Raw genomic sequence first — 23,418 nt, 5'->3', positions numbered from 1 at the left:
TCTGATATTGGTAAGAATAAACATCTGTTAAATTCGGATGGTCAGACCCTTAGATTTACGTGGTAGACAGTTTGGTTTATAAGGTATAAGGAAATTGAGTATGTAACGTACGGAGGTGAAAGCAGTGGCAGATAAACGCGATTATTATGAAGTGCTTGGCCTCAGTAGAGATGCTTCAGACGATGAGGTGAAGAAAGCGTACCGGAAATTGGCGCGCCAGTATCATCCAGACGTGAACAAAGCTAGTGACGCCGAGGCTAAATTTAAAGAAGTGAAAGAAGCTTATGATGTTCTGAGCGATGGGCAACAGCGGGCTAGATATGACCAGTATGGTCATATTGATCCTAATCAGGGTATGGGCGGCTTTGGAGGCGGCGGTGGCGGCGACTTCGGAGGACTGGGCGATATCTTTGATATGTTCTTTGGCGGCGGCGGACGTCGTGATCCTAACGCACCGCAGCGCGGTGGAGATTTGCAATATACGATGACCATTGAGTTCAAGGAAGCGGTATTCGGTAAAGAAACCGATATTACTATTCCTCGTACGGAAACTTGCGATACCTGCTACGGCTCCGGGGCTAAACCGGGTACTAAACCAGAGACTTGTTCCACTTGTCATGGTAGTGGACAACAGGAATTCGTACAGAACACACCGCTTGGACAGATGCGTAATCGCCGTCCTTGTTCGCATTGCAGTGGTACAGGTAAGATTATTAAGGAAAAATGTACGACTTGTAGCGGACAGGGTAAAGTTAAGAAACAGCGCAAGATCCATGTACGCATTCCTGCCGGCGTCGATGACGGTGCACAGCTGCGCATGACTGGCGAAGGAGAGGGCGGCTTACGCGGCGGTCCTGCTGGAGACTTGTATATTGTTATCCGTGTTAAATCGCATGATTTCTTCGTGCGTGAGAACGATGATATTATGTGCGAAGTTCCACTTACGTTTGCACAAGCAGCACTGGGCGATGAAATTGAGATTCCAACTTTAACAGAAAAAGTGAAGCTGAAGATTCCTGCGGGAACGCAGACCGGCACTTTCTTCCGTCTCAAAGGCAAAGGTGTTCCGCGCCTACGCGGATCTGGCCAAGGTGACCAGCATGTAAGAGTTATTGTTGTGACACCTAGCAAGCTGAATGATGAGCAAAAAGATTTGTTACGACAGTTCGCCTCTCTGAATGGAGAGAACACACATGAGCATGAGCAATCCTTCTTTGATCGTGTGAAGCGTGCGTTCCGCGGGGACTGATAATCTAACTTAATTAATACAGTAAATGAAAAAAAGCTGTTCCGATGCATGATGATATGCATTGGAACAGCTTTTTTAAAATATAAACAAGTAGTTCAACTAGATGTTGTTCGAAGAACGTAGGTCCTCAAGCACACGGCTCAAAATCGTTGCTGCCTGTGCACGAGTCAGAGTACCTTGTGGATTGAAGCTGTCCGCAGTAACACCTTTGAGATAACCTTTGCTTACAGCATAGGCTACAGCGTTGCGTGCTTCCGCAGCGATGCTGTCGGCATCCTTAAAGCTTAAAGGCATCTTGGCTACTGTAAGATCAGCACCAAGAGCCTTAACGATGATAAGGGCTGCTTCCTCGCGAGTCAGCACATCACGAGATCCACTTTCTTTGATGCGAGTACTCCAAGTGTCACCTTTTCCAAGTAGACGGTCGAAGAGCGTTAGAAGTTCTGCCTGATTTAAAGTGTCGGCAAGCTTAAAGCTGCCATCGGCTCCTTTGCCGGCAATGATACCATGGGCAGCAAGGACCTCGATATCGGTTTGAGCCCAGTGTGTGCCAATATCCTTAAAGCTTATATTTCGGGATGCTGCGCTGTAAGAGCCGTCACCAGTAACGTTAAACTGTAGAATACCTTCTTTAGAGATAGAACCAGGTTGCAGGTAGGACCATTTATGATCTTTTGATTCTACATAAGCGGCAGTCTTTCGAGTATCATGTAGACTGGCGGCTTTTAGATTAAGTTGAAGGATGATCGGCTTTCCGGTTGTCCAACCATTTTTGATGGTTAGAATGGAAGAACCGATATTTATTGCTGCTGAGCTACCTGCTAAAACAGCTGTGTTGCCCGCATCAGTCAGGCTAATCGTAAGGGTCAAACCATTGCTGTTGTTGAAATCCGGAAGTGTTGCCGCTGGAATAAGTACATTGAATCCACTGCCGTTTAGGCGGAGTGCATTCTCCGATTTCTTTAACTGTTCGGCTTGGGCCGGGGTAAGAGTAACAACAACTTGGCTATATTTATTGAAGCTTACATCGCTAAGATCAAGTACAGATGTTTTATCTTTTGCATTCTGGATCGAATTGGCTAATGCAGTGTCTAAGATGTTAAACACCGCTGAAGGCTTACCACCTGCTGGATCTGCTGTCTCTACTAGCTTCCCAGATTTCGAAGAAGGTCCTGGAGTGGGAGTGCTGGTTACTGTAGGTACATACGAATCAGATGTTGGAGTTGGTGTAGGTGTTGGCGTCGGTGTTTCAGGCGTCTTAACAGCTACGCTTACCGTTCTCAAACCAGATGGGATTGTTGATGTTGTAGCATCATTCCAGATCTGCACATCATACAGCTCGAGGGAATAGGCTCCTGCTGCTGTAGGTTTGAAGGTTATTTTGCCTAGTGAGCCTGAGCCGTGATAAGCACCACCTGACAGATTAACATTATACTGTGTCAGTTTGCGACCGTCTCCTAGATCATATGTTTGTGAGTATTCTGTAAGTGGAACACTAGAGAATTGCTCCTCTTGATAAGTAGCCAGTTGTACGCTTGGCTGGATTACCGGTGTTTCAAGGGAATCGTCGTAAATGACAGCGAATGAAGCCCCATAGACGCCATAAACCTCGTCTGTCACTGAATAACCTAAATCAACAGTCACAGATTGTCCTAATTCAATGGTGGCTGCAGAAATAGATGGAGTTAGAGTGAAAGTACCATCCCCTGTGCTATAAAGCAGTCTCTGAGCATAATCATCGTCGTCTGCGCCATTGCCTACTTTATCGACCACATAGATTTTGTACTCATTAAGCCCTTCATTAACAGGAACGTCAATGGCAAAAGCACCATTACTAGCAATTACTCCACCGAATTTATAAGTATTCCCATCATAATGTTTACCTTCGGCGTACACGGTAAACCAGTTTTCAATAGGGTTTGTGGTGGAAATATAATGGGCCATTAGGTCATCATCAATGAAACCACTAATTTGTGCCGCACCAGGATCGGTTGGCGCCTCACGTTCATACTCCTCAAGTGTGATGCCGGAAACTAATGGCTTCTCTGTATCAATTGTGAACTCGATCTTTTGTTTCTCGAGCAGTTGCCCATTGGGAAGCACAGGAGTAATGTAGTAGTGACCATCTGCTAAAGTAGACTTGGCGGAGGTCTTCAGGTCTGTTAACGTTCCATCCCAATTTGGAATCTCGTACATGCCACGATAGACCTTTTCATCGATAGAATAAACTTCACCTAAAACTGTCGCAGGAGCATCTATTGAAGAGGTTACAAAACTTATGCCATCCAGCTCTTCATTGACAGAAAAGGTAAAGGTAGTGTCGTCTGATCTTCCATCCCCATTAGGAGAAATCTGTGGACTTTCAAAAGAAAGTTGATTAACAGGCTCTAAATTGAATTTATCGCCGACAAGTGCATTAAAGGGAAGACGAAGAGTTTCTGTACCAGAGGTTAGTAACAGGATACCCTCATATGCACCCTCTTTTGCTGAGTCAGATACCTTCAGTGTAAATTGTGCATATTGATCTACACCTGAGGTAACGATGTTTGGTGCAATATCAATACTAATATCACTAGGTGCTTCCGTCAGCCATTTGGTGGACAGAGTGTATTTTGATCCAGACTGTTTAAAGTCTTCTACATAGACTGATTTCGTTACGCTAGCTCCTTTTGGGAGCAGGCCAAAGGACAAGGAACCTGTGTAATAAGGGATTTCTACAGTACCTGGAAGGCCACTAATTAAGCTCTCCCCGACTTTAGCAATGGATTTAGCTTTTGCTGATTTCTCCAAATTAATTAATCCAGCACCTTGTTGATATAAAGAATAAGAATTTCCATCACGCTTAAAAATAGGATCAGCATTGTTCATCAGCAGCGCTTTAATTTCATTTGGTTTAAGATCAGAGTTTTTACTCAGTAACAAAGCCACAGCTCCTACAACATGTGGGGTTGCCATACTAGTGCCACTTTTTAAGCCAAAAGGTTGGTCATATTTTCCATCCCAGCTAGGAATCGTCGAGTTGATATTGACCCCTGGCGCTACAACATCAGGTTTTATTAGATAATCCGGCATCCCCGGACCCATAGAGCTGAAGTTTGCTAACTGATTTACTTCAAGCCCTATATAGTAACTGATGATATCTTTAGCAGCATCCAATTGAGCTTTTATCTTTTTGCCATCTGCTTGAGTAATTCCGTAGGTAGGAACGTAATTCCCGGGCGCACCGAGGGTGGGAGTGATTTCACCAGCAGCATTATTAGCAATTAGGACAAGCTTGGCTCCAGCTGCTTTGGCATTTAGAGATTTTTCTCCGAAACTCAGCACACCTCGATCGACGAGGACTACCTTATCTTTGACATCCAAATTTGTGTAATCGGAAGGACTCCCAAGACCAGCGTAAACGATCTTACTACCAGCAGTATTATCAACTAAATCTGGGGAGTAAGTTGCTAATGTCCCTGGAATTTTTTTGACATCGCCAATATCAAAGAATGGGGTATTCACTGGGGTAGTAGAAGCGCCTACACTAAGGGCGAGTTGGGATCCAGCGGGTTCGCCCAATGTTCCTACAACCGGTCCAGCGTTACCGGCGGCAACAACAACATTCACGCCCGATTTTATGGCGTTGTCTATCGCGATTGAACTTGCGGAATAGCTTTGGTTGACATCAGAGCCCAATGAGAGGTTAATTATATCTGCTCCATCAGCGACCGCTTTCTCAATACCCGCGATTACAACCGCTGTGGGCCCGGAACCATAGGGGCCAAGTACGCGATACGCGTACAAATCTACCTCAGGCGCAACATCTAAAATTGTACCGGCTACGTGAGTGCCATGCGAGGTTTCGTAAGGGTTACCTGCTTTTGGAGGGTAATTAGCATCAGGAGGTGTTTCTGACGGATCATCATCCTGATCATAGACATCGTAACCGCCCTTATAATTACCCTTTAATAAAGGGTGCTTTTTATCGATGCCGGTATCGACAACCGCTACCTGTACCCCTTCTCCTGTGTAACCTAAATCATGTAGTTTATCCGCACCTATAAGTTTGTCACTGTCTGAATAGGAACGTGTAACAGGCAAAGTTGCTACCTCAACACTGTCTGCTAACGCATGTACTTCATCATTTGGATAAACAGCCGCAACACCCGGAAGCTCTAACAGCTTGTTAACTTGATTGGCTGGCAGTGTAATGGAATATCCGTTAAAAATCTCACTGTATTCAAAACCGATGTCGGCATCAATTTTCTGCGCTGAGGAAATAAAGCTTTTATGCTCTGAGATAATTTTACTACGTTGTATGGAGACTGAGGATCGTAAAGAAGAAGTTTTAGCCTCATTTTCATACACACTGACTGGTTTATTAGTTAATTCCACGATTACGGATACTGGTGCTGAACCTTTGAGCACACCCGCGTAGTTATACGGGGACACACTTTGAGACTGTACATTATTAACTAGGTTAGTTGATGATTCAAGGGATGAGTTCGCAAATGCAGCGGATGGAAAAAGGACAGAAACAGCCAGTCCGAAGCTCGCCGCCCCAATACCAAATCTTTGAATAGAGTGTTTAAAGGTACGTTTCAAATAAGTTCATCCTCCCAAATGAATTTTTATATTGTCAATGTGTATCTGTAGTTCTCCTCCTCAACGTAAAATGTAAAAAATTATGAAAATTAAATTTATTCTACAGCTATAACTTCAAATCGAATATACAACTTTAGCACTATATTGCAGGGAAGCGTTGAGGAAAATGTCGAATTCCCAGTAGATAAGTTGAATATGAGAAAAAAAGGGCATAAAAAAACCGAAATGAAGACAATATAAAGGAATGCAACAGATATCTGAATTTCAAGCGAGAGCGGGGATAAGATGTCGGAAAGATCTATTTTGGCTTATTTTAAAAGTCCTGAAGAAGCGGAGGGTGTTGCTCGTAAGCTCCATGCACTTCGGGCCATTGAAATCTCCATTGATCGCTTCAGTAGATATGGAGGCACGAGTTTTAGCTCAGGGGTAAACCCAGTGACAGGCAATGTTGCCAGAATGGACTCCATGACTGCAGAGCGTGCACACACAGGCATACTTGCTGCTGCTGATACCAGCGCGAGTGGGATGAGTCATGGCGGAGTTGGAGGACCGACGGGTAGAGATATTTTACTTACGGTGATCTTGAATTCGGAGTCCTATGATCAGGCATTACGATTAATTGAAGAAGCAGGCGGGATGATTTGAATAATTACTTAATTATTAAATAGAAGGGAGATGATCGATACTATGGATAGAGAGAACTCGCAAATATTCTCAAAGACCGAGAAGATGAAAATGCTGTACGAGGCGAAATCAGAGGATGTGGAGTTTTCGGCAGCAGAGGCAGATCTGGAGGATATCGAAGCACAGGCTCGAGCTCTAGAAGCAGACAAACGTCAACTGCATGAAATTATGAAAAAAGTATAGATACAAAAGATAGGGCAGATACCTCACATTGTGGGGTATTTTTGCGTTCTGGTGTGTATAATTAGGAGGGATAGCCCAAGTAGGGGGGAGAATATGGATAACGTTATTTTATGGATAGGTTTAGCGCTGCTTATCGCATTCTTAACTTTTATGAATCAGAAACAACTGTACTCTTCAAAAGTAAAACAGGCCTACCGTGAGCTGCGGGAGCTGACTGAAAAAGTTCGGTTGGAACGATCTGAGGCAAGCGATTTATACCGTTGGGAAGTAGAATTAGCCGAGATGGAGAAACACCCGAACGAACTTAATAAACTGGATGCTGAGATTGGGCTTCGCAAGGCCTTTGTGATGTATTTGGAACGGCATTGTCCTCAGGATGTAAGACTTCCAAGTTTAAAGGAGGCTGCTGCCCATCAGAAGGATTCGGTATGGGGAATCAAGATGGGAGATTACGGATCCAAGAAATAAGGAAATGTACATATAAGAGGCTATGATCGCTGGACCGTTTGGTATGAGCAGACAGACCGTTCGTCAGGCTCTTGGCCAATTGGAAACTTAAGACGGATGAACAAAAGGGATTGCTTCTAAGCCATGGATATGGTTTGGGACAGTCTCTTTTTATGTTGTTCTATGTACGTACAAGTATTCAACGTGTGAAAGCTGATGCTGTTATCGTTGTTGGATCAGGCACTTTGCATGATGTGGGCCGTTATGCGGCTTATACTGCGGGGATTCCGTTTTTGTCTGTGCCTACTGCACCTTCCGTGGATGGATTCACCTCGAACGGATCACCAATGATCATTCGCGGCAATAAGATCACGATTTCTGCTGTAGGTCCGGTTGCTATTTTTGCGGATACGGATATTCTGCGGAAAGCACCTACGGCTATGATCGCTGCAGGATTTGGGGACATGCTGGGCAAATACACTTCTTTGTTCGACTGGAAACATGGACGTTTGATGGGGGGTGAACCGTATTCATCTGTTGTCGCGGGCATTACAGAGAAGGCTCTGATGGCATGTGTGAATCATGTTAAGGAGATCGGCAATCATTCGGAGTTAGGAATTCGGGTGCTGACAGAAGCTTTGATCGAATCAGGCCTAGCTATTCTTTTGTTCGGTCAATCGCATTCAGCTTCCGGTGCAGAGCATCATTTGTCCCATTACTGGGAGATGGAATACATTCGCACTGGACGCAGACAATTGCTGCATGGCGCTAAAGTAGGTGTAGCTTGTGCACAAATATCAGCGCTTTATCACGAACTGGCGAATACGTTGGTTATTAAAGACAAACCAGTGTGGGGGCAGGTATGCAAAAAAATTGCACAACTATCTACACCTGAGCGGTTACGTGAACTGCTTCATACTGTACATGGGCCAACTTCAGTGGAAGAACTAGGTTTGAATGAGGACCTGCTGCAACGGGGCCTTGCTGAAGCGCATTTGATCCGAATGAATCGTTATACTCTGCTTCGTGTTCGTAATGAGGGGACGATAGGCAGGATAGCAGAACATGGAACGTTTCTGTAGAAACATTACTCGACCCCTCGTCAGAGATCCGCGCATAAACATCCGGGATGAAAGCTGGGCTCTGCCGAACGTTGGTGGGGTTATTTTTATTACGAATTAAAGTCATTTTAATAAAAATCATGTATTTCTCTATGCGTAATAAGAGCGTATAATTGTTCAAATATACTTCAAGATGAGACGAATAATTTATACATATCCAGGAGGAATTATATTATGGGAATGGTACACTCTCAAGGGGTTACCGATGAGCTTGTTGTTCGATCATTAGAAAGAAATTTAGCTATTATAAGGTTTGATCTTAATCGACGAGTGGCTTATGTGAATGAAGTTTTTGCTAGTTCGATGGGATATAACAAAGAAGATATGATTGGTATGCACCATAGAGAGTTTTGCTTTTCTCATTTTGTAAATAGCCCGGGGTATGAGCTGTTCTGGCAGGATCTTTTTTCAGGGAAAAGTTTTCAGGATAAAATCGAACGAATGGACGCAAAAGGAAATGTGGTTTGGCTGGAAGCTACCTATATGCCTGTATTTGATGAAAATAATGAACAAGTCATTGGCGTTTCCAAAATAGCGACCAATATTACGGATCGACAAAATAACATTAGTGTCGTGGTACAGCGGATGCAAGAGATGTCCGACAGCTTAAATCAAAGAGCCGAGAAAGGCATTGAACGTAGTCAAGAACTATTACTGAGCGTCGATAAAATTGCCGAAGTATCAATCGAAAATACACAGACTCTAGCTAATCTGGAGACACAAGCGGTATCGATTCAGGGGATTGTACAAACTATTCGTAATATTGCTTCGCAAACGCATCTATTAGCGCTTAATGCAGCTATTGAAGCAGCGCATGCGGGGGAGTTTGGACGAGGTTTTGACGTGGTTGCAAAAGAAGTAAGTAAGCTTTCTTCCATGGTGCAAGATTCGATCATTCAAGTGAAAGATAGTGTGGATGCCATCACGCTGGAAATCGAGAAGATCTCCAAAGGAACAAACCAAGTGCAAGAAAATATAGAAGATAGTCAACAGCAGATTCAAATAGCATTAGATGATTTTAAGAATATTTCTTCCTCAGCTCAGGACTTAGATACACAGGCACGAGAGGTTATGAATATTATTTAATTTTCGTATGCTGTTAGCGTGAATATAAAGGAAAGCCGGTTCTCAGATTTATTTATGGGGGCTGGCTTTTTGTGTAAATATAAGAATTTATAAGCTGCACAACTATAATATCCATCTGTTATTACTAGCATCTATAGTTTATGCTCAGAAAAACGAACCTTTTCCAAAGACTGGTTGTCATATAGATATCACAGAAAAGAAAGGAGGGTGCAAGATTTGGAGACTAACCGGGAGTTATTCGAAGCCTACAACAAGGATGTATACCGGACTTGCTACTATATGGTTCATGACGCGGCGGATGCGGAAGACTTGACGCAGGATGTGTTCATTACCGTATTTCGCACGAATCGTGAGAACGTAGAGCATATGAAGGCTTGGATTATGAAAATAACGGTCAACCATTGCCTGAATCATTTGAAACGGAAGCGTACTTTACAGCAGAAAGTTTCAGACAATCTTTATTTATTTAAGAAATCTCCTGAAACCCCTGTAGATCGATTGATTGAACAGCGGGAGACGACAATGGAATGGGCGAAATATTTGAGCCAGCTCCCTGTCAAACTTCGGATGGTGATTACGCTTAGGTACATGCATGATTTCAGCTTGGCTGAAGTATCGGACCTGCTATCCATCCCGCTCGGAACGACCAAATCAAGGCTGCATAAAGGGCTAAAGGTATTGCGGAGAATTTTGCTGGAGGCTGGGGTTCAAATTGAACGGAAAGAGGGCGAATCTTATGAAAAAGTTGGAGAATATGCTGGAGCATCAGTTAAATGAGGGTCAAAGTGTGACATATCCTGATTTTGAAAGCATGTGGGAGAGAATTGAACATAAAAATACAACATCTTTTCACGCTCGGATGAGCAGTGGCAGCCAGAACCGGGGGAGAAACTGGAGCAAAATAGCTGCTGTCGCTTCAGTATCAGTGCTTTTAGCGGCGGCGCCGGTTTATGCGGCAGTTCATTATAATTGGGATACAATGCTCCGTGGAAAAGGTGGCGTTCAAGCCGCACTGGTGCAAAACCTCGGACAAAAACTAGATCAATCGGTGACGAAGGATGGAGTAACGCTAAAGCTACATACAGCCATCGTGGATGAGAATCGAACGGTCATTTTATTCACATTGGATGTTGGAAAGCGCAAGGACACCGAATATTGGCGTTTAAATGAGATGACTCTGAAGGGTACTAAGGGGGAGAACAGTTCTGGAGAGTACAATTATCTGAACTGGGACGAGAAAAATCAAATTTATAACGGATATTTCGAAAGTGACTGGACACCAAAGCAAGACACAGTGGATGTTCAGCTAGTTACGAATGGTATCCAGGCTTATAGTGTACAATCGTTAGATTTGCCGCTGGATATCCACTCGACGAAGCCACAGAGCTTTCCTGTTGGACAGGAAGGAATGCGCAGCATAGAGGTGAAGCCGTTTACCCAAGGTCAGGAAAAGCTGTTGTTCTCTTCAGGAATTATTTTTGACCAGCCGGAAGCGAAAAAGTGGGCTTACCCGGAGATCGTTGCTTATAACAATGGAACGCTAATAAATTCACTAGCTGGCTCTACATTTGGTCAACCAGGCGCGAAGGGAGAGTATACCACACAGCAATATTTTAAGGCGGAGGATGTTTCCAGCGGAGAGCTGACCTACAAGCTGCAATATATGAAGAAAGAACAAGACGTAGAGGGACCACTGGCATTCGATCTTCAATTAAGCAAACAGCAGATGGAGAGCGGGACGATAAAAACCAGTCTGAATCTGCCGCTCGAAGTTGATGGAACTTATCACACGCTGGAAAATATGGTTGTGTCACCTACTCAAATTCGGGTCACAGTTAGAAGTAAGGATATAGACTATATCTTACCGTACAAAAAGTTTGCTCTTGAAGTAGCAGGCAAGACGCTTGAGGCTCAACCTTGGAACTTTTCTGGAAATAAACAGGGAGGAATGACAGAGCTTCGGTTCGAACGGCCAGTAGATCTTGAAATTACGAAAGAGACTCCAATTACCTTTGTAGCTAAATATAAGGTGACTCAGCATGGTAGCTATAAAATCACCAATAATAATGACGATAAAATACCGCTTCTTTTAACGAACATCTCTGAAAAGAAACAGACGATTATCCAGCAACTTAGCGGGTATCCGGTGAAGTGGACGTACTATATGCAGGGATCTGATCTTTACGTAGAAACTGGAAGTGAAGATGCTCGCTTCGGTGGAATTAATCAGACACATATCGGGCTGGGCAAAGAGAGCCTTCTAGGAAAACCAGTAACCGTCAATTTCGCGGGGGATGGAAACAACAAGGCGATTGATGTGTATAAGGATTTTAAAGGTACAGAAGCTACGATTTATAACTACTACTACACCACTGATGATCCGGATAAAGAAACGAGAGTGCAGATCCAGCCATAAGAGCTAGCAGAATCATAATCGAGGGAAATAGAATAACTTTTTAAGGGATGAACCTTGTGTTCTTCCCTTTTTTTCGTTTACAGTGAGTAGATGCTGAGTAAACTCAGCTAAGATTAGCTTAAAGGAGAGAAGAAGGATGGAAGTCACTCGCTGTGCTTGGGTCAATGATGATCCTCTATATATTGCCTATCATGATGAGGAGTGGGGCAAGCCTCTGTATGATGACCAAAAGCTGTTTGAATTGCTTATGCTCGAAGGGATGCAGGCAGGGCTGAGCTGGTACACGGTACTAAAAAAACGGGCGCGTTTCAGAGAGGTATTTGACGGATTTGATCCGAATAAGATTGTCCATTATGATGAAGCCAAAATTGCGAAGCTAATGAGTGATCCCGGGATTATTAGAAATCGATTGAAAATTGATGCTATCATCCGTAATGCGGGTGTATATTTGCAAATTTGCGAGGAACATGGCAGCTTTGCAGAGTATCTCTGGAGCTTTGCCTTTGGTGTGCCTACTATTAACCATTGGAAGACTCGTGCAGATGTACCTGCTTCGACGGCTCAGTCTGATGAGATGAGTAAGGCATTAAAGAAGAAAGGCATGAAGTTTGTGGGTACTACAATCTGTTATGCTTTTATGCAGGCATCGGGGATGGTGGATGATCATTCGCTCAACTGCTTTTGTAGGCGTAAAGAGGACGTCGCAGGTCGTTGAGCTGTAGTTTGGCGTTACACCAATAAGAAATGTTATACTATGAAGCGAATGCTTACGAAGCGAGTTTTGCACGAAGTAAATTCAAGTGTAGCAAATGCTCACAAAACTAAGCCTATGCTTTCGAAGCGAGTTTTGCATGAAGTAAATCAATGAAGCAAATGCTCACAAAACTTTTAGGAGGATTACATAAAGATGTTATGGCATGAAGTGACGATACATACAACAGAAGAAGCACAGGAAATGATTTCGAACTTTTTATATGAAGCTGGTGCGGGTGGGGTTTCTATCGAGGAATCCGGCACACTGAACAAAGAACGGGATACACGTTACGGTGAATTGTACGACCAACCTTTGAATGATATTCCTGAAGGGGAAGCGGTCATAAAGGGTTATTATGCCGATTCCACAGATATGGATGCTGTTATAGAAGAATTGATTCCACGGGTAGCCGAATTGCATGAGTACGGGATTGATCCAGGCAAAGCGTTGATTTCTTGGAAGACTGTGGATGAAGACGAATGGGCTCATGCTTGGAAGCAATATTTCAAACCGCTACGCGTATCCAAACGTCTCACCATTAAACCAACCTGGGAGGAATATACGCCTGAGAGTCCGGATGAAGCGATCATTGAGATCGACCCTGGCATGGCATTTGGTACGGGTACTCACCCAACAACAGCTCTGTGCCTCCGTGCGCTTGAAAAGAACATTAGCGGTGGTGAAGAAGTTATCGATGTTGGCACCGGTTCAGGAATTTTGGCTGTAGGTGCGATGCTGCTAGGTGCAAAATCCGTATTGGCCTTGGACTTAGATCCAGTGGCTGTGGAAAGTGCGCGGGAGAATGTAGCCCTTAACAAGCTTGAATCGTCCATAACGGTAAAAGAGAGTGATCTTCTATCGCTGCTGGGCGGGGAAGGCGTAGCGGATACAGCGGCTGGAGAGATGTGGCCATCCGCTAGACCTGGTCACTCACTAGAAGGAGCCGTTCCTGCTAAGCAAGAGCAAGAGGGCAGCCTTGGCGTGACATTGCCTGTACAAATTGTAGTTGCGAATATTTTGGCGGAAATCATCGTATTGTTTACGGATGATGTATACCGCGCGCTTCAACCTGGAGGCCTCTACATTACCTCAGGTATCTATAAAGATAAAGAAGGACTTGTGGCGAACGCGCTGAAAGCTTCTGGTTTTGAGATTATTGAAATATCCCGTGAGGAAGATTGGGTGGCGTTTACAGCCGGAAAGAGGTAAAGATGGATATATTACAAAATATAATTCGAGTGGATTTAGATCAGCTTCCATTCCTGCTCATTACAATTTTAATTGCTTTTACAGTACATGAATTCAGTCATGCTTATTTCGCGAATAAGTTCGGTGACCCAACCGCAAGATTACTTGGCCGCATGACGCTTAATCCTGCTGTTCATTTCGATTTCTTTGGTATTTTGCTGCTGCTTGTTGCTGGCTTCGGTTGGGCACGTCCAGTTCCGGTAAACCGTGATAACTTTAGTCGTCCTCGTCTCATGGGAGTCATCGTGTCAGCTGCGGGACCAATCAGTAACCTGCTCTTAGGAATTATTGGTGCTATAATATATGGTGCACTTGCGGCAACTGGAGTTCTAGATAATATCTCGAATGATCGCGTGCTTGAGGCTGTAAATCGGTTCTTTGGCGCTTTCATTCAATGGAATTTCTTCTTATTTCTATTCAACCTTATTCCGCTGCCGCCACTGGATGGTTATCGGATTGTGGAAGATATCGCCCCACGTTCGATCCGCGGCAAATTACAGCAATTTGAACAATGGGCTGTATTTCTCTTTTTATTGATATTGTTTATTCCAGGTCTGCGGACGTATACGATTGACCCACTTGCCACGTGGGCTAGTGAAATGTCGATAACCTTTGTACAGCTGTCTCTAAGAATTTTTGGCAGCTAAGGCAAGGGATGAAGTCTGTTCAACCTTTGTCAAACATTGTATTATGTAATTTGATCAAAATTTGATAGTTGCTTTTCGACTGATCGAACCTTATATTTCTTGAAGAAACGGGTGACGCCCTTATAAGGGAGACTAAGCCGTTTCTTCAAATATAAGAAAGTATAAGTTTCACTCTATACTTTATGACTTATATTTCTCGATTAAACGCTTACCGTCCTTATAAGGACGCCGAAGGCGTTTATACTTGTTACTGAATTTATGAACAGGATGATGATGAGATGCAGCGATATTTCGTTACACCGGAGCAGTTTGGTACGGATACCGTGAGAATTGATGGGGAAGATGCCCGTCATATTGCTAAAGTGATGCGTGGTAAGGCAGGGGACAAGCTTATTGTCAGCGATGGTGTTTCCCGTGAGGCATTAGTAGAGATTGCGCAAATTGAAATTGGTGAAGTAACGGTGAACATCCTGGAGTCCCTAGAGATGACGCATGAACCTCGAATTAAAATTACAGTGGCTCAGAGCTTACCTAAGGCCGATAAGATGGAAACTGTCATTCAGAAGTGCACAGAGATTGGTGCTGTAAGCTTTGTTCCTTTTCTGTCAGAACGCACAATAGTGCAATACGACGAGCGTAAGGAAAGCAAACGACTGGATCGCTGGCGTAAAATTTGTAAGGAAGCTGCCGAACAGGCTCATCGGAACATCGTTCCGTCTGTAGGATCACCGTTGTCCTGGAAGCAGCTTTTGCAGACTTTTAATGAGTATGATGCTGTTTATTTCTGTTATGAAAAAGAGGAAGGCTTACAGCTTCGAAGCAGCGTCGCTCCATGGTTAGCATCGCTTTCGCCGCAGTCTGGTGGAAAGGTTATGGTTGTGGTAGGCCCTGAAGGGGGCTTTACTCCCGAGGAATGCCTCAAGGCAGAAGAAGCAGGGGCTGTTTCTGTAGGACTAGGACGGCGTATTCTGCGCTGTGAGACAGCGGGCATGGTTGCCGCTGCTTGTATATTATATGAATCTGGAGAAATGGGAGGAGCTTAAGAGATGCCATCCGTAGCATTTTATACTTTAGGTTGTAAAGTGAATTTCTATGACACCGAAGCCATTTGGCAGCTATTTAAAAATGAAGGTTACGAGCAGGTTGATTTCGAGGGTCCCGCCGATGTATATCTGATTAATACTTGTACAGTAACTAACACAGGTGACAAAAAAAGCCGTCAAATGATCCGCCGTGCCGTGCGGCGTAATCCGGAGGCTATCGTAGCCGTAACGGGCTGTTACGCGCAAACCTCTCCTGGAGAGATTCTGGATATTCCCGGAGTTGATCTTGTCATTGGTAACCAGGACCGCGACCAGATTATGACCCATGTGAAGAATATAGAAGCCTCACGTCAGCCAGTCAACGCTGTGCGTAATATTATGAAGACACGTGAGTTCGAAGAAATGGATGTGCCGGGCTTTGCGGATCGGACACGTGCTTTTATGAAGATTCAGGATGGTTGTAACAACTTCTGCACCTTCTGCATCATTCCATGGTCTCGCGGGCTGTCCCGCAGTCGTGATCCTAAGAGCATCGTCGCTCAAGCGCATCAATTGGTAGAAGCAGGATATAAGGAGTTTGTACTTACGGGTATTCATACCGGAGGTTACGGCGATGATCTTGATAATTACCGTCTTTCCGATTTGCTGTGGGATCTAGATAAGGTGGATGGACTGGAACGGGTTCGTATCAGTTCTATAGAAGCTAGTCAAATTGATGAGAAGCTGCTTGAAGTGTTGAACCGTTCTTCGAAAATGTGCCGTCATCTGCATATCCCGCTACAAGCCGGACATAATGATGTGCTGAAAGCGATGCGCCGTAAATATACGACAGAAGAGTATTACGCCAAAATGCAATTGATCCGTCAGGCGATGCCAGATGTTGGAATCACCACTGACGTTATCGTAGGATTCCCGGGTGAGACCGATGAGATGTTCCGTGCCGGATACGATTTCATGAAGGCTGTAAATTATTCGGAGATGCATGTATTCCCGTATTCCAAGCGGACAGGTACCCCTGCAGCGCGGATGGAGAATCAGATCGACGAGGAGATCAAAAATGTACGTGTTCAGGAACTGATTGATCTATCTGAAGAGATGCAAATAGCTTATGCCCGTAAGTTTGTAGGACAGACGCTTAGCGTAATTCCAGAAAGGTCGGCCAAAGGTGCGCCGGGCCGCAGTACTCAACATGGTTTCAGTGATAACTACTTGCAGGTATTCTTTGAGGGTGAAGATTCACTTCAAGGTGAGTTATGTCAGGTGAAGATCACTGAAGCTGGTGTGAACGAATGCCGAGGCGAACTGGTCGGGGTAAGTCAGAGTGGTCTTAAGCAAGCTGTTCGTTAAGACAAGAATATATCTTTTATTTAAGGGGTTGTCCCAAAAAGCCAGTTCATGGCTTTAGGACAACCCCATTTTATTTTTTAAAATAAACATATGTAATATCATGATCGAAACAATCCCCGCCAGTACAGTGCCTAGCAACCCCCGGGTCTTTATCGCGATCCAAAAAGTAGGAATTGCCGCAAAAAGCTCAACGTTATTAGCTATAGGCGAGAATTTTCCATCATTTAAGAGGATCTCCTGACCTATTAGTGCCGCCATAACAGAGATAGGGACATAATTTAACCAGCGCATTCCCCATTCAGGCAATTCAAATCGGCTTAAAACCATTAGTGGAACCACCCTTGGAATGAAGGTTACCAAAGCTGCCCCTAGAATAATCAAAAATACATCCCATCTTACTTCCATTTTTCGCTGATTTGCTGCTTATTCACCGTTTGATTAATAGCAACCCCAAAGGTCTCATCGGTCAGTAAAGATCCAACCAGCATGTTTCTCAGAGGTGAAAGATGTCGGAAGTAAGGCGAAAGAGCTGCTAACGGCAATCATTCCAGCAGCTATAAACTGAGCTGAACCGGCATAAAGCATCAGACTGATCAGGGCAATCTCAGCAATGCTCAGCCCGGCTGTCTTTTGAACAACACCTGCTGCAAGTCCAATGCTTAAATAACCGAGTAGCGTGGGAATACAATCTTTTACCCCTTTAAGGAAGCTATCTTCCTGTTTTGGAGAAGGGATTGCCTCTAGTTGAACGTTCTCTGTACTCATCGTAGCCCCCTTGGTTCAAGAAAGAATGTAGTGGGTAGCATATTACTTCCTAAAATATTGATCAACCCTTTACCTGATTATCTAGTCTAAAAGTCCTGAATTTGGCTTTGTGGAGTTATAGGGTAAACACTTGGTGTACAATTGTCGATATAAGTAAAAGAGTGTGGGGATAAACCACCAAACGACATTATAGCCCAAGGGAGAGAACAAATGACTGTGTACAGGAAAATGACGAAAATGCTCCTCATTATGATATTGTTAGCTACTGCGGTTTTTCCGGTAAGTGTCTTTGCAGCTACCGGCGATATCAACTCGATCGAGTTCGAAAGCTCAGCCAAAGTGCAGCTTACAGTTGGACAAACGCCTAAGCAACTGAAGGTATATGCGAATGTGGAAGGATCCTCCTCCAAAAGAGATGTGACGGGTGCAGTGGTATGGAATTCTTCTAACACTAACGCTGTACAGGTAGTAAATGGACGTGTGACTCCGATAGATAGCGGAAAAGCTATTATAACAGCTACATATAATCAAGCGCTCACTACCATTGAAGTAGAGGTAACACATCCCATCAAAGAATTAAAGCTCGAATATAGCTCCGAAGGGAACTATAAATTGGGTGACGAAGAGGATAAACTGTTGGTCAAAGCCAATGCGATTGGTGGCGAAACAGCGACTTCTGCCAAGAATGTAACGGCGGATACCACTTGGAGCAGCTCCAATACAAGCGTATTAACGATTGCAGAAGGTAAGATTACCCTGGCCGGTGAAGGTACTTCAACCATTACTGCCAAATACAAAGACTTAACAGCAACCTTTAAAGCTGTAGTGAAATTGCCTTATTCTGAAATTGAGCTTAAAAATGATAAGGGTATCGTTATTAAGGAAATTGAAATGCTCGTTGGTGATAATCCGGTGAAATTAGCTGCTTTTACCAAAGAGACTACAAAAACGACCGCCAATGATATTTCAGCAAAAGCGGAATGGTCTTCTTCTAATACGAGTATTGCTACTGTAGACAAGGGAGAAATCAAAGTATTATCCGCAGGAAAAGCTGTAATTACAGTAACTTATCTGGGGATTACACAAACTGTGGATGTATATGTACGTGCTCCTTTTGAGGCGTTATTGCTTACCCCATCAGGCGATCAATTCTTGTTTATGGGTGAGAGTTTGAACGTTAAAGCAGAGGTTCGAGATGCTGCGAATTCCACTCCAAATGTATCGGATAAAGCAGTATGGAGTTCGGACAATCAGCTCGCGGTAACGGTTACTGCAAGTAAAGAGTCTGCAGCAATCACTGCAAAAGCAGTGGGAACTTCGGTTGTTAAAGCAGAACATATGGGCGTTAGTAAGAGCTTTAAGGTAACAGTATATCCTACGATTACAGAACTGGAAGCTGATAAAACGGAACTGGATATTTACACAGAGGATTCCGTAAGTTTGCCAAAGGTAAACGGAACCAAGCTAGATGGAACGAAGCTGGATCTCAGTCAAGAAATCGAGTGGACTTCTGCCAATGATGAGATCGCCACCATCAAAGATGGCAAGCTCGTTGCTGAAACGGCTGGTACTGTTAATATTGTGGGCAAAATAAAATCGGAGAACCCTACTTCCTCCAAGACTGCTGTACGAGGAAAAAGTGTTGTAGTGAAAGTTACAGTTAAGGATAAGGTTCATATCCTGCTTGGACCAGAGGACAACTTTGTGGTTGTTACTGGCGAAGAGAAGGCTGTTCCTGAAGTAAAAGCTGTGATGGAAAATGGGAATGAACTTGATGCTACTGGAACTATGGAATGGGAGATTACCGGTACGAATGCGATTATCAAAACAACATCTTCCGGCAAAGTAATCAAAGGATTGGTAAAAGGCACCGCGACTTTAAAGGGGACATACGCTAATAAGTCCATCAGTATTCCAGTTACCATTGAACAAAAGGTTAATAAGATCGTTGTAGAACCGAATGCTGTTGAATTGAACATTAAAGGTTCCAAATCGATAAAGGTTACGGCTTACTACTCTAATGGTAAGACTGGGAATATCTCCAGCAGCATGAATTGGGGGTCTTCTAATGAGGCAGTTGCCACCGTTAAAGGTACATCTGTTAAAGCAGTAACAGAAGGAACAGCAACGTTATCAGGCTCTTACCAAGGGATCGCTGCTAGTGTCAAAATTAATGTAGTTCCTAAACTAATGAAGTTGACTGTTAACGAGAATAGACTGAAGATGGCTCCGGGAGCTGTTCAGAATGCAATTGTGGTTGCGCAGTATGATACGGGGAAGACAGCTGTTGTTACTGGAAGTGCGGCGTGGACCAGCTCTAAGCCTTCTGTAGCTAGAGTATCTGCTAGTGGTCAGATTGTAGCAGTGAGCAAAGGAACGGCATCCATTAAAGGAAAGATCGGCACCAAGACAGTGACGGTAACAGTTACTGTGAAATAGGTAGATCAAATCTTTTGCATAATGAACTTATGGGTCTGCAAAGCCAACGTTTTGTTGCTTTGCAGATTTTTTATTTTTGTATATAGTAATTCCAACTATTCCGATGTATAATCACTTAAAATAAAGAAGATACGTTGGGGGAGATGAAAAACATGGCAAAACAAAAGGTGCTATCGATCAAGACGATTGTAGCCATTGGTATCGGTTCTGCTTTATTCGTTATACTGGGCAGGTTCGGTTCGATTCCATCCGGAATTCCAAACACTAACATTGAGACTACATATGCTTTACTGGCATTGTTCGCACTTTTGTACGGTCCGTTTGCTGGATTATTAATCGGTCTGATTGGACATATACTGAAGGATGCGATTTTTTATGGTTCCCCTTGGTTCAGTTGGGTGATCGCATCTGGAATTGTTGGGCTCGTTGTTGGTCTGCTAGTGGCTAGAATTGGGATTCATGATGGGGAGTTCGGACGAAAGGAACTGATTCGTTTTAATCTGGCCCAGATTGTAGCGAACGCAATCGCCTGGTTCTTAGTAGCACCTGTACTGGATATTCTAATCTATGCGGAACCAGCGAATAAAGTATTCACACAAGGACTTATCGCCGGAGCATCCAACATAGTCACTGTGGCAGTGATTGGGTCCCTTCTAGCCATTGCGTATGCTAAGACAAGAACGAAGCAAGGAAGCTTGACCAGAGAAGCTTGAATAGCATATAATCCAAACCAAAAGCCGGTGGAGATCACCGGCTTTTTCATGGCTATAAAACATATAGTTAATGTTAATATCTTCAAAGAAGCCAAGAGGAAGGTTAAGTATGAAAAAAGCAGTCATCGAATTTAAGGATTTTAGTTTTCAATACCGGGCGCAGCAGGAACCTACACTCACAGGCATTAACTTATCGATTGCCGAAGGGGAGAAGGTACTTATAGTAGGGCCATCAGGTTCTGGGAAAAGTACACTGGCTCATTGTATAAACGGACTCATACCTTTTGCATATAAAGGTGAGATGTCTGGGTCACTGCGAATTATGGGTCTAGAACAAAAAGAACTTAGTATTGCGGAGTTATCGGATCAGGTAGGGACTGTACTGCAAGACCCAGACGGACAGTTTGTCGGATTAACGGTTGGAGAGGACATCGCCTTCAGTCTGGAGAATCACGCGGTACAGCAGGCTGAGATGATTGAAAGGGTAGTGGCTGCGGCAACTGCAGTGGATATCCACGAATATTTAGGATCTTCACCTCAGGAATTATCAGGCGGACAGAAGCAGAAAACGACCTTAGCTGGTGTTCTGGTTGGTGATGTGGACATCCTGCTGTTTGATGAGCCTTTGGCAAACTTAGATCCATATACCGGCACAAAAGCGATTGAGCTCATTGACCGAGTGCAACAAGAGACCGGTAAAACGGTTGTTATTATCGAGCACCGACTAGAAGAAGTACTGCACCGTGCTGTGGACCGCATTATTGTGATCAATGATGGACGCATCGCGGCGGATATGCCAGCCGCTGAGCTGTTAAGCACTGGCTTGCTTTCAGAAGTAGGCATTCGGGAGCCTCTATATTTATCAGCTTTAAAATATGCAGGATGTACGATTACATCAGATATAAATCCACAGCATATGGATGAAATCCGGCTGGATTCTTGCTCTAGCAAGCTTATGTACTGGTATGATAACAATAATGCGCGGCAGGATAAGCTCGGGAGTCTACCAATCCTTGAGTTACGAGATGTTTCATTCGGTTACGAGAAGAACCGACCAGTGCTTCATAAACTTAACCTTCTTATTAATAAAGGAGAAATGGTCTGTGTAGCCGGGAGAAACGGGGCCGGCAAATCCACGGTATCTAAGCTCATCTGTGGATTTTATAAGCCCACTTCCGGATCGATACTATTGAATGGAAGGGATATTGCCAAGGATACGATTAAGGAGCGGGCAGAGCGGATCGGTTTCGTGATGCAGAATCCTAACCATATGATTTCTAAGACTCTCTTATATGATGAGGTTGCTTTAGGCCTTAAATTACGAGGGGTGTCAGAGGAGCTTATCCGAGAGCGAGTTCATCATGTTTTGAAGGTATGCGGTCTATATGCTTTTCGGAGCTGGCCCATCTCGGCGCTCAGCTACGGCCAGAAGAAGCGTGTGACTATAGCTTCAATTATAATCCTGGAGCCGGAAGTGATCATATTGGATGAGCCAACTGCAGCTCAGGATTACAGGCACTATAACGAAATGATGGAATTCCTTCTGACGCTGCGGGAGCAGGGGATGACGGTCATTATGATCACGCATGATATGCATCTAATGCTGGAGTATGCCGATAGAGCTGTAGTGTTATCTGATGGAGTGAAGCTTGCGGATGACAGCCCCGAGCGAGTATTAACCAATACAGAAGTAGTGAGAAATGCTAATTTGAAGGAAACCTCACTTTTTCCATTGGCCATGAAGGTTGGCTTAGATCAGCCTGAGGAGTTCGTAAGAAGATTTATCGCATACGATAGGAGGAGCCGGGGCGGATGAAAGCCACAATGTTAACTTTTACGAAGCAAGATTCACCTATTCACCGTCTTACTGGCGCCACTAAGCTGATTTTATTTATCGTGTGGTCTGTGACGGGGATGATTACATATGATACAAGATGTCTAACAGTGATGCTGCTATTTAGTTTGATTGCCTTTAGAATTTCTAAAGTCCAATTTCAGGATTATGCCTTCGTACTATATTTCATCTTAATCTTCTTCGTGCTTAATCATATAGCCATCTTTATCTTTTCTCCATTGGAAGGTGTGAAGGTCTACGGTTCACGTCACGATGTTGTTCATCTTGTAGGTCGGTATACAGTTACATGGGAGCAGCTATTCTATCAATTAAATATTGCACTTAAATATGCAGTGGTCATTCCTATGGCACTATTGTTCCTTCTAACGACAAATCCCAGTGAATTCGCAGCGTCCTTAAACCGGATTGGCGTGAATTATAAAATTGCATATTCTGTATCGCTTGCTCTGCGGTACATTCCGGATATTGGGCGAGATTATGAGAACATTTCGTTCTCTGCTCAGGCACGAGGAATAGACATCTCTCGAAAAGAAAGGCTGCCTAAGCGGCTTAAAAATATTATTTCAATTCTAATGCCCTTGATTCTGACTAGCATTGAGCGAATTGAGAATATTAGTACGGCTATGGAGTTACGCGGCTTTGGAACTAAGACCAAACGGACTTGGTACAGCAGTCGTCCGTTCGCAAGAAACGATTATATTGCGTTGGCCTTATTCGCCCTAATCGCGATATCTTCGACGGTCATAACGTTTTACGATGGATCGCGGTTTTATAATATTTTCGATTGAAGTATAATAATACAGTTGTGGAAAGTTTGGATACAGGCGTTAGCGT

Annotated in this window: 19 protein-coding genes and 1 pseudogene; 17 read left to right on the top strand and 3 right to left on the bottom strand. The window is 43.9% G+C overall.

The genetic code is table 11. The features are described from left to right. Positions 1 to 124 precede the first annotated feature (124 nt). Positions 125 to 1,249: a molecular chaperone DnaJ gene (gene dnaJ, locus MHH52_RS22620; RefSeq protein WP_313637957.1), complete on the top strand. Its 1,125-nt coding sequence runs from the start codon at positions 125 to 127 to the stop codon at positions 1,247 to 1,249. A gap of 99 nt (positions 1,250 to 1,348) precedes the next feature. On the opposite strand, the gene MHH52_RS22615 is transcribed toward dnaJ, so the two are convergent. Next, positions 1,349 to 5,836, bottom strand: coding sequence for a S8 family serine peptidase (locus MHH52_RS22615; RefSeq protein WP_340004538.1), 4,488 nt, complete (start codon positions 5,834 to 5,836; stop codon positions 1,349 to 1,351). A gap of 285 nt (positions 5,837 to 6,121) precedes the next feature. On the opposite strand from MHH52_RS22615, the gene MHH52_RS22610 reads away from it, so the two are divergent. The 12 genes from MHH52_RS22610 to mtaB all read left to right on the top strand — a co-directional run bounded on the left by MHH52_RS22610 (position 6,122) and on the right by mtaB (position 16,812). Beyond that, positions 6,122 to 6,481: a hypothetical protein gene (locus MHH52_RS22610; RefSeq protein WP_340004537.1), complete on the top strand. Its 360-nt coding sequence runs from the start codon at positions 6,122 to 6,124 to the stop codon at positions 6,479 to 6,481. A gap of 42 nt (positions 6,482 to 6,523) precedes the next feature. After that, positions 6,524 to 6,703, top strand: coding sequence for a YfhD family protein (locus MHH52_RS22605; protein ID WP_340004536.1), 180 nt, complete (start codon positions 6,524 to 6,526; stop codon positions 6,701 to 6,703). Between the two features lie 93 nt (positions 6,704 to 6,796). After that, positions 6,797 to 7,171 carry a hypothetical protein gene (locus MHH52_RS22600; RefSeq protein WP_340004535.1) on the top strand — a complete coding sequence of 125 codons (375 nt, stop codon included), beginning with the start codon at positions 6,797 to 6,799 and terminating at the stop codon, positions 7,169 to 7,171. Positions 7,172 to 7,242: 71 nt separating this feature from the next. Next, the gene (locus MHH52_RS22595; protein WP_340004534.1) at positions 7,243 to 8,232 is read left to right on the top strand and encodes a sn-glycerol-1-phosphate dehydrogenase; all 990 of its coding nucleotides are present in this window, start codon (positions 7,243 to 7,245) and stop codon (positions 8,230 to 8,232) included. 213 nt (positions 8,233 to 8,445) lie between these two features. Then, on the top strand, positions 8,446 to 9,357 hold the full coding sequence (locus tag MHH52_RS22590; RefSeq protein ID WP_340004533.1) for a methyl-accepting chemotaxis protein: 912 nt from the start codon (positions 8,446 to 8,448) through the stop codon (positions 9,355 to 9,357). A 216-nt stretch (positions 9,358 to 9,573) separates the two neighbouring features. Next, positions 9,574 to 10,134: an RNA polymerase sigma factor gene (locus tag MHH52_RS22585; RefSeq protein ID WP_340004532.1), complete on the top strand. Its 561-nt coding sequence runs from the start codon at positions 9,574 to 9,576 to the stop codon at positions 10,132 to 10,134. Next, complete coding sequence (locus MHH52_RS22580; RefSeq protein ID WP_340004531.1) at positions 10,094 to 11,773, top strand: DUF4179 domain-containing protein; 1,680 nt, start codon at positions 10,094 to 10,096, stop codon at positions 11,771 to 11,773. Before MHH52_RS22585 ends, MHH52_RS22580 begins: the two co-directional genes overlap by 41 nt. Positions 11,774 to 11,909: 136 nt before the next feature. Further along, the gene (locus MHH52_RS22575; protein ID WP_060621966.1) at positions 11,910 to 12,488 is read left to right on the top strand and encodes a DNA-3-methyladenine glycosylase I; all 579 of its coding nucleotides are present in this window, start codon (positions 11,910 to 11,912) and stop codon (positions 12,486 to 12,488) included. A gap of 192 nt (positions 12,489 to 12,680) precedes the next feature. Beyond that, on the top strand, positions 12,681 to 13,736 hold the full coding sequence (gene prmA / locus MHH52_RS22570) for a 50S ribosomal protein L11 methyltransferase (protein ID WP_340004530.1): 1,056 nt from the start codon (positions 12,681 to 12,683) through the stop codon (positions 13,734 to 13,736). Positions 13,737 to 13,738: 2 nt separating this feature from the next. After that, on the top strand, positions 13,739 to 14,422 hold the full coding sequence (locus MHH52_RS22565) for a site-2 protease family protein (RefSeq protein WP_340004529.1): 684 nt from the start codon (positions 13,739 to 13,741) through the stop codon (positions 14,420 to 14,422). A gap of 278 nt (positions 14,423 to 14,700) precedes the next feature. Further along, complete coding sequence (locus MHH52_RS22560; RefSeq protein ID WP_340004528.1) at positions 14,701 to 15,465, top strand: RsmE family RNA methyltransferase; 765 nt, start codon at positions 14,701 to 14,703, stop codon at positions 15,463 to 15,465. 3 nt (positions 15,466 to 15,468) lie between these two features. Continuing rightward, complete coding sequence (gene mtaB, locus MHH52_RS22555; protein WP_340004527.1) at positions 15,469 to 16,812, top strand: tRNA (N(6)-L-threonylcarbamoyladenosine(37)-C(2))-methylthiotransferase MtaB; 1,344 nt, start codon at positions 15,469 to 15,471, stop codon at positions 16,810 to 16,812. A 54-nt stretch (positions 16,813 to 16,866) separates the two neighbouring features. Here mtaB and MHH52_RS22550 read toward each other — a convergent pair whose 3' ends face one another. Beyond that, the gene (locus MHH52_RS22550) at positions 16,867 to 17,217 is read right to left on the bottom strand and encodes an AzlD domain-containing protein (protein ID WP_340004526.1); all 351 of its coding nucleotides are present in this window, start codon (positions 17,215 to 17,217) and stop codon (positions 16,867 to 16,869) included. Further along, positions 17,214 to 17,577, bottom strand: a pseudogene (locus MHH52_RS22545) (AzlC family ABC transporter permease); the annotation flags it as partial. The pseudogene MHH52_RS22545 and the gene MHH52_RS22550, both read right to left, overlap by 4 nt. A gap of 210 nt (positions 17,578 to 17,787) precedes the next feature. Here MHH52_RS22545 and MHH52_RS22540 point away from each other — a divergent pair. The 4 genes from MHH52_RS22540 (at position 17,788) to MHH52_RS22525 (ending at position 23,372) form a co-directional block, all read left to right on the top strand. Further along, complete coding sequence (locus MHH52_RS22540) at positions 17,788 to 20,016, top strand: Ig-like domain-containing protein (protein WP_340004525.1); 2,229 nt, start codon at positions 17,788 to 17,790, stop codon at positions 20,014 to 20,016. Between the two features lie 152 nt (positions 20,017 to 20,168). Beyond that, complete coding sequence (locus MHH52_RS22535) at positions 20,169 to 20,729, top strand: ECF-type riboflavin transporter substrate-binding protein (protein WP_340004524.1); 561 nt, start codon at positions 20,169 to 20,171, stop codon at positions 20,727 to 20,729. Positions 20,730 to 20,838: 109 nt separating this feature from the next. Then, positions 20,839 to 22,545 carry an ABC transporter ATP-binding protein gene (locus MHH52_RS22530; protein WP_340004523.1) on the top strand — a complete coding sequence of 569 codons (1,707 nt, stop codon included), beginning with the start codon at positions 20,839 to 20,841 and terminating at the stop codon, positions 22,543 to 22,545. Continuing rightward, complete coding sequence (locus tag MHH52_RS22525; protein WP_340004522.1) at positions 22,542 to 23,372, top strand: energy-coupling factor transporter transmembrane component T; 831 nt, start codon at positions 22,542 to 22,544, stop codon at positions 23,370 to 23,372. The genes MHH52_RS22530 and MHH52_RS22525 overlap by 4 nt, the downstream gene beginning before the upstream one ends. Positions 23,373 to 23,418: the final 46 nt, after the last annotated feature.

It is taken from the genome of Paenibacillus sp. FSL K6-0276, from assembly GCF_037977235.1.
Lineage (GTDB): Bacteria > Bacillota > Bacilli > Paenibacillales > Paenibacillaceae > Paenibacillus_AQ.
Note: the sequence above shows the minus strand (reverse complement) of the source record. Positions and strands in the feature narration are given on the sequence as shown.